Source organism: Anaerolineales bacterium, from assembly GCA_015075725.1.
In the GTDB taxonomy this organism is placed as follows: Bacteria; Chloroflexota; Anaerolineae; order Anaerolineales; family Villigracilaceae; genus Villigracilis.
This window is the reverse complement of sequence record JABTTV010000001.1, coordinates 3,637,813-3,652,864: the sequence shown is the minus strand read 5'-3', so window position 1 is coordinate 3,652,864 and position 15,052 is coordinate 3,637,813. Positions and strand designations below refer to the sequence as shown.

General features: G+C 55.1%; 10 protein-coding genes. 5 read left to right on the top strand and 5 right to left on the bottom strand.

Annotated features, from left to right (window positions below):
* The first annotated feature begins 6 nt into the window (after window positions 1-6).
* The 5 genes from kdpB (at window position 7) to HS100_17530 (ending at window position 6,281) form a co-directional block, all read left to right on the top strand.
* The gene (gene kdpB / locus HS100_17550) at window positions 7-2,091 is read left to right on the top strand and encodes a potassium-transporting ATPase subunit KdpB (GenBank protein MBE7435725.1); all 2,085 of its coding nucleotides are present in this window, start codon (window positions 7-9) and stop codon (window positions 2,089-2,091) included.
* Between the two features lie 110 nt (window positions 2,092-2,201).
* Complete coding sequence (locus tag HS100_17545) at window positions 2,202-2,372, top strand: hypothetical protein (protein ID MBE7435724.1); 171 nt, start codon at window positions 2,202-2,204, stop codon at window positions 2,370-2,372.
* Window positions 2,369-2,932: a potassium-transporting ATPase subunit KdpC gene (gene kdpC, locus HS100_17540; GenBank protein MBE7435723.1), complete on the top strand. Its 564-nt coding sequence runs from the start codon at window positions 2,369-2,371 to the stop codon at window positions 2,930-2,932. The genes HS100_17545 and kdpC overlap by 4 nt, the downstream gene beginning before the upstream one ends.
* Before the next feature lie 5 nt (window positions 2,933-2,937).
* A complete protein-coding gene (locus HS100_17535) occupies window positions 2,938-5,598 on the top strand; it encodes a sensor histidine kinase KdpD (GenBank protein MBE7435722.1) in 2,661 nt (886 codons plus the stop codon).
* Window positions 5,595-6,281 carry a response regulator transcription factor gene (locus tag HS100_17530; GenBank protein MBE7435721.1) on the top strand — a complete coding sequence of 229 codons (687 nt, stop codon included), beginning with the start codon at window positions 5,595-5,597 and terminating at the stop codon, window positions 6,279-6,281. The genes HS100_17535 and HS100_17530 overlap by 4 nt, the downstream gene beginning before the upstream one ends.
* A gap of 164 nt (window positions 6,282-6,445) precedes the next feature.
* On the opposite strand, the gene HS100_17525 is transcribed toward HS100_17530, so the two are convergent.
* The 5 genes from HS100_17525 to HS100_17505 all read right to left on the bottom strand — a co-directional run bounded on the left by HS100_17525 (window position 6,446) and on the right by HS100_17505 (window position 15,028).
* Complete coding sequence (locus HS100_17525) at window positions 6,446-8,323, bottom strand: ABC transporter ATP-binding protein (GenBank protein MBE7435720.1); 1,878 nt, start codon at window positions 8,321-8,323, stop codon at window positions 6,446-6,448.
* Between the two features lie 63 nt (window positions 8,324-8,386).
* Complete coding sequence (locus HS100_17520) at window positions 8,387-8,755, bottom strand: four helix bundle protein (GenBank protein ID MBE7435719.1); 369 nt, start codon at window positions 8,753-8,755, stop codon at window positions 8,387-8,389.
* Window positions 8,756-8,780: 25 nt separating this feature from the next.
* Window positions 8,781-10,619 carry an ABC transporter ATP-binding protein gene (locus HS100_17515; protein ID MBE7435718.1) on the bottom strand — a complete coding sequence of 613 codons (1,839 nt, stop codon included), beginning with the start codon at window positions 10,617-10,619 and terminating at the stop codon, window positions 8,781-8,783.
* A 291-nt stretch (window positions 10,620-10,910) separates the two neighbouring features.
* Window positions 10,911-12,593: a serine/threonine protein kinase gene (locus tag HS100_17510; GenBank protein MBE7435717.1), complete on the bottom strand. Its 1,683-nt coding sequence runs from the start codon at window positions 12,591-12,593 to the stop codon at window positions 10,911-10,913.
* Window positions 12,590-15,028 carry a hypothetical protein gene (locus HS100_17505; protein MBE7435716.1) on the bottom strand — a complete coding sequence of 813 codons (2,439 nt, stop codon included), beginning with the start codon at window positions 15,026-15,028 and terminating at the stop codon, window positions 12,590-12,592. Before HS100_17505 ends, HS100_17510 begins: the two co-directional genes overlap by 4 nt.
* Window positions 15,029-15,052 lie beyond the last annotated feature (24 nt).

Genomic DNA, 15,052 nt, shown 5'->3' with positions numbered 1-15,052 from the left:
GACTCTATGACTACCAAAAACAAAACCCAAGCCCGCCGCGAAATGTACCAACGCGCTGTGCTGGACTCTTTTATCAAACTCAACCCGCGCTGGATGGTGCGCAACCCTGTCATGTTCGTGGTGGAAGTGGGCAGCGTGCTCACCACCCTGTTGTGGATTCAATCTCTCATCGGCAAAGGCGAAGCGCCTGCGGGTTTCATCGGCGCGATTGCGCTTTGGCTGTGGTTCACTGTCTTGTTCGCCAACTTCTCTGAAGCTGTCGCCGAAGGACGCGGGAAGGCGCAAGCAGAATCACTGCGCAAGGCAAGGCAGGATACGCCCGCTAAAAAAGTTGGCAAGTTGCAGGTTGAACGTTTACAGGTTGAAGGTGCAAACGTCGAGCATGAGATTGTTTCATCAACGGCTCTCAGAAAAGACGATTTATATCTTGTGGTGGCTGGCGACATTCTGCCTGCTGATGGCGAGATCGTAGTTGGAATCGCTTCGGTGGACGAAAGCGCTGTGACTGGCGAATCCGCTCCAGTTGTGCGTGAGGCGGGCGGTGACCGTTCCGCTGTCACAGGCGGCACGCGACTGCTATCTGACTGGCTCATCATCCGCGTCAGCGCCGACCCTGGACAGGGATTTCTCGACCGCATGATCAGCATGGTTGAAGGTGCGAAGCGTCAGAAGACGCCGAACGAAATTGCGCTCAATATTTTGCTGGCGGGTTTCACCATCATCTTTCTCATCGTCTGTGCCACGCTGCTGCCGTATTCGATTTACAGCGTCGAAGCGAGCGGAAGCGGCGCGCCCATTACCATCACCGTGCTCATTGCGCTGCTCGTTTGTCTCATCCCAACCACCATCGGCGGCTTGCTTTCCGCCATCGGCATCGCGGGCATGGACAGAATGATTCAGCGCAACGTCATCGCCATGTCGGGTCGCGCGGTGGAAGCGGCGGGCGATGTGGATGTGCTGCTGCTCGACAAAACGGGAACCATCACGCTTGGCAATCGTCAGGCGGTCGAGTTCATCCCAGTCAACGGCGCGAACGCCAACGAACTCGCCGAAGCCGCGCAACTCGCTTCGCTTGCGGATGAAACGCCCGAAGGTCGTTCCATCGTTGTGCTTGCCAAAGAAAAATTCGGTCTGCGCGGTCACACCGTGGACGGCATGCACTTCATCCCGTTCACCGCGCAAACCCGTATGAGCGGAGTGAATTTTAACGGGACGCAAATTAGGAAGGGAGCGCCTGACACGATGATGGGCTTGATTCAATCGAACGGAAACGGCGTCGCCTCAGACCTCAAGACGACAGTTGATTCTATTGCCCGAGCAGGTGGCACGCCTTTAGTGGTGACTCGCGACAACAAGGCGCTGGGAGTCATCCACTTGAAAGACATCGTCAAAGGCGGCATGAAGGAACGCTTCGCGCAACTGCGCAAGATGGGCATCAAGACCGTGATGATCACAGGCGACAATCCGCTTACCGCTGCCGCCATCGCCGCCGAAGCAGGCGTGGACGATTTTCTGGCGCAAGCCACGCCCGAAGCCAAACTCAAACTCATCCGCGAATATCAAACGGGCGGACGCCTGGTTGCAATGACGGGCGACGGCACGAACGACGCCCCCGCTCTTGCTCAAGCCGACGTTGCCGTGGCGATGAACACAGGCACGCAACCCGCGCGCGAAGCCGCCAACATGGTGGACTTGGACAGCAACCCGACCAAGTTAATCGAGATCGTCGAGATCGGCAAGCAACTGCTGATGACTCGCGGCGCGTTGACCACTTTTAGTCTTGCGAATGATGTCAGCAAATATTTCGCCATCATCCCTGCCGCATTCGCCAGCACATATCCGCAGTTGAATGCACTCAACATCATGCGCCTTGCCACACCTGAAAGCGCCATCATGTCCGCTGTGATTTTCAACGCACTTATCATCATTGCGTTGATTCCGCTGGCGTTGCGCGGCGTGCCGTATCGTGCTGTGGGTGCAGCACAGTTATTGCGCGACAACTTGCTCATTTACGGTCTCGGCGGTCTGCTCGTGCCGTTCATAGGAATCAAGGTCATTGATATGTTGCTGGTGGCGTTGCATTTAGTTTGATGTCATTGCGAGGAGCACTCTTGCTCTTTGCAACGAAGCAATCCCTCACAGTCTGAGATTGCTTCGGGCGGAAGGACACCGCCCTCGCAATGATTTGAATGGAGTACAAAATGAAAACAAAACTTTCCCTTTCTAAGATCGCTGGCATTCTTTCTACGGCTGGGCTTGCGGCTGCCAGTGTTGCGCCAAATGCGTTCAATATCCCCATTCCTTTGCAACCATGGGTTTTCATATTCACCATCGCGTGGACATTGCTCGTCGTCTCTGGAGTCTTTTCATGAAAGCACAACTTCGCCCAGCCATCACGTTGCTGGCATTGCTTACCATCATCACTGGAGTGATTTATCCGCTCACCGTGACGGGACTCGCTCAAGTCCTTTTCCCGCATCAGGCAAATGGTAGTCTCGTCGTCATAGACGGAAAGACCTACGGCTCGGAACTTATCGGTCAGCAGTTCGATGACCCAAAATATTTCTGGGGTCGTCCCTCTGCGGCGGGATACAATGCCGCTGCTTCGTCAGGCTCCAACTTGGGACCGATGAATCCATCGCTTGAAGAAGTTGTGCAAGCACGCATCGACGCGCTCCATGCGGCAGACTCTGATAACACACTTCCGATTCCTGTTGACCTGGTCACTGCTTCGGGAAGCGGACTCGACCCGCACATCAGCGTGGCGTCGGCGTTGTATCAGGTTCGAAGGGTGGCATCCGCTCGCGGGTTGAGTGAAGCGGTAGTCACATCCTTGGTGGAGAAATATACCGAAGGGCGTCAGTTTGGGATTTTTGGCGAGCCGCGAGTCAACGTCTTGTTATTAAATCTCGCGTTAGATGGACTACAATAGATTCGATGGATAAACGCCCCGACCCTGATGAACTGCTAAAAAATATCCAAGCCGAAGAAACGCGGCGCGGACGGTTGAAGATCTTCCTTGGCTATGTGGCGGGCGTGGGAAAGACCTATGCCATGCTCGAAGCCGCGCATCAACGCAAGGCGCAAGGCGTGGATGTAATCGTCGGTTATATCGAAACGCACAAACGCGCCGAGACGGAAGCACTGGTGCATGGTTTGGATGTATTGCCGCGCAAGCAGGTGGAATATCACAACAAAGCCCTGCCTGAAATGGATGTGGACGCGGTCATTCAACGCAAGCCGCAATTGGTGCTGGTGGATGAGTTCGCGCACACGAATGCGCCAGGCTCACGACATGCCAAGCGCTATCAGGACGTGCAGGAGATTCTCGCGGCAGGCATTGACGTGTACACCACGCTCAACATCCAGCACCTTGAAAGCCTGAACGACATCGTGGCGCAGGTGACGGGAGTCATTATCCGCGAGACCATCCCTGACCGTGTCATTGATGAGGCGTCAGAAATCGAAGTGATTGACCTGCCGCCCGATGAGTTGCTCGTGCGTTTGCAGGAGGGCAAGGTCTATGTGCCCGACCAGGCAGCGCGGGCGATCCAGAAATTTTTCCGCAAAGGGAATCTCACCGCGCTGCGCGAGATGTCTTTGCGCCGCGCTGCTGAACGTGTAGACGACCAAATGCGCGCCTACATGCAGACCCGCGCCATTCAAGGCATTTGGGCGGCGAGTGAAAGACTTCTGGTTTGTATCAGCCCTAGCCCGTTGAGTGAGAGACTGGTCCGCACTACAAGGCGGCTTGCCGATGAACTCAACGCCGAGTGGATTGCCTTGTATGTGGAAACACCGCAATTTGCCTCGATGTCGCAGGCTAAGCGTGACCGTGTGGCGGGTATTTTGCAATTGGCAGAAGATCTGGGGGCGCGATCGTATACCCTCTCTTCCAGCAATTCGATGGATTCCGTTTCGCAAACCATTATTGATTTCGCCCACAAGAACAATATCACCAAGATCGTGGCAGGGAAGCCGCTCCGCCCGCGCTGGCAGGAGATTCTGCGCGGATCACTGGTGGATAAGTTGATCCATCAGAGCGGCGACATAGATGTGTATGTGGTTACGAGCGCCGATAAACCATCTGCACCCGCAGAAGAAAGTCCGCTGCGTTTACATAGTTCGGTCAGTCGTTATGGGTGGAGTCTGTTTTTGGTTACGCTGGCAACTGGGGTGGGGGTATTGATCGGCGGACGTATCGAAGCCACCAATTTGGTCATGGTGTATTTGTTGGCTGTCGTGATCGCCGCCATCTATCTGGGACGTGGTCCAGCCATTTTTGCGTCACTATTGGGCGTCTTGACATTCGATTTTCTGTTTGTACATCCCTTTTACACGTTTGCAGTTGCAGATACTGAATACATCATCACGTTTATCGGTTTGTTTCTGGTGGGAGTGGTCATCAGCCAGCTAACAGCTCGGGCGAGTGAGCAGGCAGAGGCGGCGCGTCAGCGTGAGGCGGAAACGGCTGAATTGTATGACCTCAGCCGCGATCTCGCATCCGCTGCCGATCTCGAATCCATTTTGTCTGTTTTGCAAAAACATTTGGAGCAAACTTTCGGCCGAATCGTTGCCATCCTTTTGCCTGAATCGAATCGGCTTGTCACGCATTCGTTGAGCAAGGGCATGAGTTTGAATGAAGAAGAACTTGCCGTTGCAGATTGGGTCTATCGTCACGCCGAGCCGGCGGGACGACACACCAACACCCTGCCTGCCGCGCAATTGCGTTATCTGCCGCTGCGAACTTCAAAGGGAGTGGTTGGAGTTCTTGGGGTTGGCAAGGCAAATACTTCTGATTCTGATCTTTCCCCCGCGCAGCGCCGATTGATGGAAGCCTTTGCGAATCAAGGCGCGCAAGCCATCGAGCGGGCGCAACTCGAAGAACAGAACCGTCAGATCGCGTTATTGCAATCGGCGGAGAAATTACAGAACACGTTGCTCAATTCAATCTCACACGACTTGCGCACGCCGTTGGTTGCCATCACAGGCGCGCTCTCTGCGCTCGATGAAAAAGATGTGGAGATCGATGAACCAACGCGTAATACGCTGATCGAAAACGCGCGCGGTGAGGCAGATCGGCTAAATCGTCTGGTTGGAAATCTTTTGAACATGACGCGCATCGAAAGTGGTGCGATCAAACTTCGGCTTGAACCTTGCGATGTGCAGGATCTGATCGGTACAGCGCTTGAGCAACTCGGGGCACGCGCTGAGAAGAATCCCATTCAGGTGAATGTGCCCGCAAATTTTCCGCTCGTGCCCATGGACTTCACGCTGATGGCGCAGGTCATGGTCAATCTCTTGGAAAACGCCATCAAATACTCACCGCAGGATTTGTTGATCGAAGTGACCGCTTCGGTGAATGGCTCAAAAGCCCGCCTCCAAATTCTGGACCGTGGGGTTGGGATTCCATCCGAGGACCTTTTCCGCGTCTTCGATAAGTTCTACCGAGTCCAACGCCCTGAGAGTGTCAGTGGCACCGGGCTGGGACTCTCCATCAGCAAGGGTATTGTCGAGGCGCATGGCGGCGAGGTCCACGCGAAGAACCGTGAAGGGGGCGGCACAATTTTGGAAGTTGAATTACCATTGAGCGTATGACGACACCCACTAATCAACGCGTGCTGGTCGTGGATGATGAAGCGCCCATTCGGCGTTATTTGCGCGCGGCATTGAGCGCACAAGGTTTCACCGTGTATGAATCTGCATTGGGGGAAGAGGCGCTGCAAGCCGTGCTCAGTCATCGCCCCGATATGATCATCCTCGATCTGGGACTGCCCGACATCGACGGCATCGAAGTGACGCGCCGCCTGCGTGAGTGGAGTCAAACGCCGATCATCATTCTCTCCGTCCGCGAAGCCGAGCAGGATAAGATCGCCGCACTCGACGCAGGCGCGGACGATTACCTCACCAAGCCCTTCGGCACGGGCGAGCTTCTGGCGAGGATGAGAGTCGCGTTGCGCAAACAATCGTCGGCGGCGAATGAGCCGGTCTTTGAATCCAAAGGTTTGAGCATGGATTTTGCCCGTCGCTTGGTCACGGTCAATGAAAAAGAAATCCAACTCACACCTACAGAATATGACCTGCTCAAAATTTTGGTAACGCACGCGGGTAAGGTCATCACTCATCATCAATTGCTGCGGCAGGTGTGGGGCGAGGGCTACGACGATATGCACATTTTGCGCGTCAACATCAGCAATTTGCGGGGAAAGATCGAACCCGATCCATCCCGGCCGACCTACATTCACACGGAGCCGGGGGTGGGGTATCGGTTGAAGATTTGAATTGATAAAATCTTGATCTGCCTTAACACTTCCTTGACCCTAATTTGACTGACAACTGAATGGACTCACGTGAAAACACAATAAATAAATGAAAGATCAAAAAGCAAAGTCCTCTAAGATATTTGTCTCGGAGGACTTTGCTTTTCACTACTACCTATTCACAATCAATCCGCCGCCACGCTCTCCCTCTTCATCACAACCGAATCTGCCGTCACACCTTCGCGCTCGTTCCCATTCTCATCTGCAACTCCATATTGCACTTCCAACTCATGCCGGAACTGCTGGGTGTACAGACGGTAGTAATGTCCGCGGGCACGGAGGAGCTCAGCATGCGTGCCATGCTCCGCGATGCGACCGTACTCGATCACTAAAATGCGGTTCGCGCGGCGAATGGTGCTGAGTCTGTGCGCGATCACGAAGGATGTGCGTCCCTTCATCAGGGCTTCCATGCCTTTTTGGATCAATGCTTCGGTCAGCGTGTCCACCGATGAAGTCGCTTCGTCCATGATGAACAGCTCCGGCTTGGCAAGCACCGCGCGCGCCAGTGAGATCAACTGCTTTTGTCCCACCGAAAGCAGGTTGCCGCCTTCGCCCACGTTCTGGTCGTACCCCTTTTCGAGCGTCAGGATGAAATCATGCGCCCCGGCAATTTTCGCGGCTTCTTCCACTTCGGTGTCGCTCGCATCCAGTTTGCCGTAGCGGATGTTCTCCCGCACCGTTCCCGAAAACAGGTGCGGCGTTTGCAGCACGATGCCGATTCGTTTGTGGATCGACTCAAGCGTGTACCCGGTGTAGTCCCTGCCGTTGATGCGGATTATGCCGTTCTGTGGCTCGTAGAAGCGGCACAGCAGGTTCACGATGGTGGACTTCCCGCCACCTGTCGGACCGACCAGCGCGATCATCTCCCCTGGCTTGACCTTCAGCGTGAAGTCGGTCAGTACCGGTTTGCGGTCTTCGTAGAAGAAGTCCACGTGATCGAATTCGATCTCACCAAGCAAAGTTTTCGCCTCGACGGCGTCGGCTCGGTTATGGACCTCGGGCTGGGTATCCACCAATTTGAAGATTCTCTCCGCCGAAGCGATGCTGTGCTGAGTCTCGGCGTAGACGCGAGCCAGATCCTGCACGGGCCACATCATGAAGGTCAGGTACGAGACAAAGGCTTGGATTCCGCCGATGGTGATGAAGCCGGTCGAGATCTCCACGCCGCCATACCAGACGATGGCTCCCAACGCAAATGCCGCAATGATCTGCACAGTGGGGAGGAAGAGCGCCGAAAGCCACGCTGCGCGGTACGATGAGCGATACATGGTCGAGGTCAGGTTCTGGAATTCGACTAGATTGGCGTCTTCACGTCCCAGGGCTTTGACAACACGTACGCCCTGAATGTTCTCGTTATATGCGCCCGTGATCTTCGAGTTCGTCCGGCGCGTGGTGCGGAATTCCACCAAAATGTACTTCTGGAACTTGGTCGCTACGAAGATCATGACCGGGATGATGACCGAAACGATCAGCGCCAGCTTCCAGTTGATGATCGCCATGAAGGTCAGCGAGGTGATAATGTTCATCAACGCCCACACGCTGTCCACGATGCCCCAGGTCACCAGTTCCGAGACCCGCCCCGTGTCCGAAGTGACGCGAGCGATCAAGCGTCCCACTGCATTTTGGGCGTAATACGAAAGCGACAAGTCCTGCAGGTGATTGAAGAGCAGTTTGCGCAAATCATATTGCACGCGCTCGCCCAGCACTCCGGCGAGATAAATGAACGTGAACACGAAGACGGACTGCATGAGCAGGAACGATCCGTATATCCATGCGATGCGGGTGATGAACGCCTTATCCGAAAGCACGATGCCGTAGTCCACGATCTCCTTGTTCAAGTAAGTGAAATAAGCATCCAGTCCGGAGACCAGTCCGATCGTAATGAGAAAACCCAGCACCCACTTCCAATGCGGCTTGATGATTCCCATGATCCGCTTGAAGACCGGGAAGGTCATTTGTGATGTATGTTCTTCTTCTTCGAGTTCCAATAATTCGTCGGTCATTTTTGCTCCAATTATGAATTCGGAATGATGAATTATGAAAGCTGATCAGTCCTGAATTCACAGCTACTTCTTATTAATTCGTTTCTTCACTTTGGTAACGATGGTTACGAGGATGGCAATGATCTCATCGATTTCCTTGCGAAGCGCCTCGAGGCGTTGAGCTGGAACAATTTCCGCTTTTACCAGCAATTCAAGCCAATAAGCGGTCTCATCGGCTTCCTGCAAACATCCTTCCAGCTTGTTAATGAAATCCACATCCGATTTTGCGCGTTGGCTTTCACGGAATTGAGCGCCGACGGATGTTCCTGAGCGTAAGACCTGTTTGCCTAAAGTTTGCGCTTCCGTGGTCTTCGGCAGTTGGGTGTACATTCGAACGATTCTCAAGGCAAACTCTGTGGTTCTTTCTCGCAAGTCGTTTTTCGCCTCACTCATCGTTTTCTCCTTCGGGTTTCTGAATTCATAATTCAGATTTCATAATTTCCTGTTCCAGTTCCTCATCGATCCTTGTCTGAATGTCATACACTCTTCGGTACATGCTTCCGATTTGTGTGACCAGTTCCTCGTGAGTTCCATGCTGCACGACTTGACCCTTATCCAACACCAGGATCTGGTCCGCTTTCATCACGGATTGAATACGGTGTGCGATGATGAAGGTCGTGCGGTTCTCCATCAGGTCGTCCAACGCCTGGCGGATGGACGCTTCGGTCTCGGTGTCCACTGCCGAAGTTGAGTCGTCGAGGATTAGGATCTTCGGGTTCTTGAGGATCGTCCGCGCGATGGTCACGCGCTGCTTTTGACCGCCAGAAAGCGTCACGCCTTTTTCGCCGACGATGGTGTTGTAACCGTCCGGGAATCCGACGATCACATCATGCACAGCGGCGGCTTTCGCGGCGGCTTCGATCTCATCCTGCGTTACGCTGCGGCCCACGCCGTAAAGAATATTCTCGCGGATCGAGCGGCTGAACAGGAACGGCTCCTGCTGGACGATGCCGATCTGCTCGCGCAGGTACTTGCGCGGGTAATCCTTCAGATCCAAGCCGTCGAGCAAGATCTGCCCGTCCGTGTAATCGTGGAATCTCGGCAGTAAATTCATCATTGAGGTCTTCCCGGAACCGGTTGACCCGAGCAGCGCGATCGACTCTCCCGGTTTGATATGGAACGAAATATCCTTGATGACATGATGCGTCCCGTCTGAGTAGATGAACGAGACGTTTTTGAATTCGATCTCGCCTCTCACCGGACCCGCCGGATGCACTTTGCCGCCATCCAGGTCTTCCCGTGTCTGTTTTGTGATGTCCATCAGGCGCTGGTAAGAAACCATCCCGGTCGAAGTTTGCACGATCACACGCCCCAGGTTGCGGATCGGGAAGATCAGCCAGACCAGCAAGCCGACGTAAGCCACATAATCGCCTACGGAAATTTCGCCGTTGATCGCCATAAAAGCGGCATAGATGAAACCGAACAGCATCTGTCCGCCCAGCACGATGTCCGATAAAGGCCAGAAGAGCGAGTGCATCAGGAGCAGGAATTTGCCCTTGATGTATTTCAGCCAGTTATCCTTCTCGAACTTCTCCATCTCATAGTCTTGCCGGGCAAAGGCTTTGACCACGCGCACGCCGGTCAGGTTTTCCTGCAGGGTGGTGGAAAGCACCGCCTCCTGCGCCTGGTAATCCTCGTAGGCTTTGGTCACTTTCTTGAAGAACCACAACGAGACCCACAGGATCAGCGGTATTGTTGCGACGGAGATCCATCCCAGCTTTACATTGATGTACAGGATCGCTGCCCAGTTGATGAAGAAGAGCAAAACGATTCTGCCGACGCCGATCGCCTGCTCCGAGAAGAAGCGCCGCAGGGCGTCCACATCCGAGGTCACGCGCTCGATCAGGTCGCCCGTCGGCGTCTGGCTGTGATACGAGAAACTCAGGCGTTGGATATGGTCGAAGAGAAAGTCGCGTAAACGGCGCGTAATGCCTTCGGCGGTGTAAGCCGCCAGCCGTCCCGACAGGAACGAGCCGCCGCCTTCGATAAAGGCAAGCCCGATGAACCCCAGACCGATCCATAAAAAGGTTTGGGTCATACTTGAGCCGATCAACTTTCCCTGCATAAGGACATCGTCCGCGAAGAAGCGCAGCAAAAGATAGACCGAGGTCTTCGCCAGCGCAGAGAGGGCGAGCGCGATCGTTGCGGCGATGTAGGAAAGGCGAAAGTCCGTCATCATGCGCCACAGACCGGCGAGCCGGTTGGCGTGAAGCGCATTGCGAAAGTCAAAGGTTTGTGCGTTGTTGGTCATGGCGATTTCTCCATTACTAAAAAGACCTGACAGGTTTGTGGAAACCTGTCAGGTCTCCACCATACAGAAACAAAAAGGCTGTAGCGCGTGCGCCACAGCCCAATAACTACAAAGGAACTGAAAGAGACCTAGGAACGGTCAACAGGCGCACTCCGAGAAGGCAATTTGCCAACTGCATCGGGAAGGGTGATGAAGATTGTGTTGCTCATCAAGAGTGCGCTCCTTTCGTGGAATTTTTATTGCGTCTCGCAGTTTACACCCGTGAACGGATTTGTGTCAAGGATTCTGGGAATGGGATCAGGGAATGAAAACCTCGCACACACCGGCGGCGATGTCGCAGCGCGCCACTTCTTCATCCACCCATACCACGCGGAATTGCCTGGAACCTTCCTTGGGAGTCCAGAATAAAACCTCGAAGGGTCGGTCCCAGCGCGCTTGGACGGTGTTTACGACTCCCGTCGAGCACTCGTCCGGGTCGAGGTATGGCGGGTCCTGGTCGCCGTAAATGGTGATATTCGCGCAATAGTTGCGCGGCAGGTAGTCGAGCGAGGCCGTTTCCCAGCGATAACCTTCGAAGTAGTCTCTTGCTATTGAACTATCCTCGTTCAGGCGTTGGAAGAAAAATCCTGAGATGCTGCGGATGTCATAGGAACGGTTGAGGATGAAGAAACTTGTTTCGTTATAGAAAAGCGTGTAATGATTCCCTTCAGGGTAAAGGACGGTGGGAACTCCGTCCAGGATCGGCGGCGGTTCAGGAGTTGGCGTGAACGGGATCGGGGTCGCTGACGGGATGAAAGTTCCGGTGGGGGTTGAAGCCGGTGTCGACTGAACAGGGCTGGGCGTGGATGGAAGCGTGGGAGATGAAGTTGCTGTGGAGGGAACTGCCGGGAGGAGGAATCCGCTGCGAGTGAAGAGAAAGGCTCCGATTCCCAATATCAGTAGTGGCACGAACCAGATCCAATAATTTCGTTTTTTGCCGGGTTGACTCGTGCGCCCTGTGGCGGGAATTTTTCCAATGACGAGTTCGGGCGCTTCGAACGGTTTTCGTTCTGAACGTTTTGCGATCTGCTCGATGGACTTCTCGCTCCGGCGAACGGTTGGCACGCCGACAGGCAGCGGCGGCAGCGGGGTTTTCTTCCCGGAACCGGTGTCGTCAAAAGCGGCTTCGAGCGCGTCCATGAATTTCCCGCCGGTCTGATAGCGCTCCCTGATATCCTTCTCAAGGACCTTCATCAGGACTTTTTCGACGGAAGCCGGGAGAGTCGGATTGACACTGCGCGGCGGCGGGGGTTTCTCCGAAATATGCTGCAGGGCAATGCTCGCAGGCGATGAGTCGTTGAAGGGAACTTCGCCGGTGAGGATCTCATACATGATGACTCCCAGCGAGTAGATGTCGGACTGGGGCACCGCATCGGCGGAACGTTTGGCTTGTTCGGGCGATATGTAATGCGGCGTCCCGAAAATGTCTCCCATCGATCCGTCGCGCACTTCCAACGCCATGCCGAAATCCCCGATTAATACCCGCCCGTCCTTGGCGAGGAGGATGTTCGACGGTTTAATATCGCGGTGGATCACCCCATGCCGATGGGCGTAGTCGAGGGCGCTCGCGACCGCCCTGCCCACGCGCAGCGCATCTGTGATGGGCATAAGGGTTTTTTCTTCGCGGTATAGCGCGATGATCGCGCCCAAGTCCGGGCCGTCCACGTATTCCATGACGTAATAGGGGAAGCCGTGCGCATCGTCGGCGTAATAGATCTGGATGATGTTCTCGTGCCGCCACTGCGCCATCATGCGCGCCTCTTTGACGAAGCGGCCGGCATAGGTGCGATGGTCCTTATAGCGCTTATCCAGCGCTTTGATGGCAACCGGGCGGTGCAGTTTGACGTCCTGCCCGAAATACACCGTGGCCATGCCGCCCTGCCCGATCAGGCGTACCACGCGGAAGTTGGCAAGCGACATTCCGATCAGCGGGTCTTTCATTGCACGGAATTTCCTTTGTTCAGTAGCTTCGACATGGATCTCCGGCTGGCGGTGGTGATGCGTGAAAGGTCGCGGATGTAACGATTGAATCCTTCGGCATAGGCGTCCAGATAGTCGCGTGCGATGAGAGCGGCAAGGTCTTTGCGTCCGCTGCGAAAAAGTGTGTTCACATGCGGTCTGAAGTCTCTCAGGTGAATGTGCAGGACGCTTTGTGCATCTGTAATGATACCCCAGGCGAGCTGCTTCTGTTGATTATCGTCCTTGGCGGTCATGAAGCGGGTTAGCGTACTGCCTGGAGGTACCGCGCCCACGTTCGAGACGACTTCACGCCCTTTGATGATGTTGTTCAGAACTTCGAATCGCTCGGGGATCCTGTCAAGTAACCTCTGAAGGGGCGGCGGCAGGTGAGCCAAAAGTTTGATCGCCCCGGTGGCTGCGCTCTCGCCTTGCACCGCCATAGCTTTTGCGCGCGAAAAGTAAGCGCCTAATCCCTGCAGCAGGGCGAGATATTCCCGCTGCGTCGTGGCGAATCTGTCGATGATCGTGGCTCGATCGTCTTCGGGTGTTTCCTCGAGAGTGTCCAGCAGGTTCAAAGTCTGTTCATGGATGGTGGGCAGGTTCAATTCAGCGAGAGGGACTTCCATGCACATCGGGAAGACCCGCTCGCGTGGGGCTTTAAGACTGGCATCCATCGGGATCAGGATGGATGGATTGGTACGGCTCCCTTCCTCCACGAGCTGATGAAGGACAGCGGAAAGATCGGGCTGGGTCGTCGAAAGTTTTTTGATCTCTTCCGACAAACGCCTGGACGGCACGTACGTGGCGGCATGAATGGCGCGATATAAGACCAGCAGGTCGTTCACGGTCAGTTCGATCTCTTCGCTGCGTTGTTTGAATTCCTTCCGCAGAGCCAGGCAGGCTTTGATATCCACTTTATCGGTTTCCGCCCCCGCCTCCTGGGCGGCGTACGGCGCCTGCCTGACCAGATCCAGGTCGGCGGGGGAGAGTTGAAGCCTGAGCGATGTATAAATTCGGGTTTTGGCAGGCTCCGCTGGAGGCACCAGGCTCAGGTATCTTGCCCAGGATAACGCTTCATTGGTCATGATCTCGGAAAGCGCTGTGCCCCACGCGCCATCGAAGAAGATGTGCGATTGGTCAAAGACGAATGTCTCGCCGGTATCAAAGATCGTCAGCGCGTGTGAGCCGATGCCGCGTTCCGTTTGGCGCAATTCAGAAAGCGGAAGCGCCCGGGAACGGAGATCGGTCGAGATAAGGATCGGCGCAAACTTGAGGTTATCCAGGTCGCTTACCAGTTCCGGGCTGAGTTTGGAGCGCAGGCTCGCCAGTGCAGCGCGTTTGACCTTTGCCAGCGGTGCGATCTGTGAATGTGCAACGAACGGCGCGGAGAGCAATGCCGCGACCTGCGAACGAGCGGTGTTCACATCCAGCAGGTTTCCCGCCTCGTCGCAAACCGGCAGAAGATAATAGCCGTCGTTGTGGATGATTCCGATTTTGGCATCCTTAAGATCGTATGTTTCTCGCGTCTCTCCATAAAGTCCCGGCTCGAGCGTGGCAAGGATGGACATTTGTTTTTTGTAGGCATCCAACTCCTGCTCCTCGGCACGTTTCAACGCCGTCTGCCAGGCATTTCCCACAGCTTTGGGCAGTGTCTGCGAACGTGTGAACAGAAACTCTTCGAACTTCATCCGGCGATAGGTGGGGTAATCGAATAATGCGCCGTCTTCGCCCCGCACATAAGGACGTTGACTTTCCCACTCGCGCAGAATGACCTTCGGTTTCTTTGTTTCCAGGCCGGTTCTCCGCATGGCTTTTTCGAGCAGTGATATCGACACCCGCTCCCGCCACTCATTCTCGAGCAGAGCGGGATACTGTGACAGGCAGGTGATGGCAGCCATGAACCAGGCGGTTACCCGGTCGGTTTTATCGAGCCGGATCTCATGCTCATTGAGAATGGAATCGAATCCGTGTGTTTCGTTCGTGTGCCGCGCCGTATCCTCGCGCAATGCGTACTCGGAATAGAATTGCCACATCCCCTCCGGGAAGGCAGACTCGGGATCTTTGCCTGCCAGCCTCAACAGATTCTGGTATCCCCAAAGCACGGCGGCGGGTCCGGCGAAGAAGGCGGCATATACAGCCCGGTCGAGGATCTGTTCCACACCGCTGAATAAAGCCGTCACATCCTGCTGCAATTTCTGTGCGGGGATTCGTCTGCCCGGGAGCCGCGCCAGCCCGCTCAAGATCATGCCGGGCACGTTCCCAGCCGGGATGACGCGCGAGACCAATTGCACCACCGCCTCGATCTCCGGAAGGGTCAACCGGGATAGTTGCTGGACGGAGATGCTCTTGGCTACCGTTCGCAGGTTTGCGGCGGTCAGTTCCGACGCTCGTTTGACCGAAGCAGTATCGAGTCCCATCTCTTGAATTATATTTCACGTTCG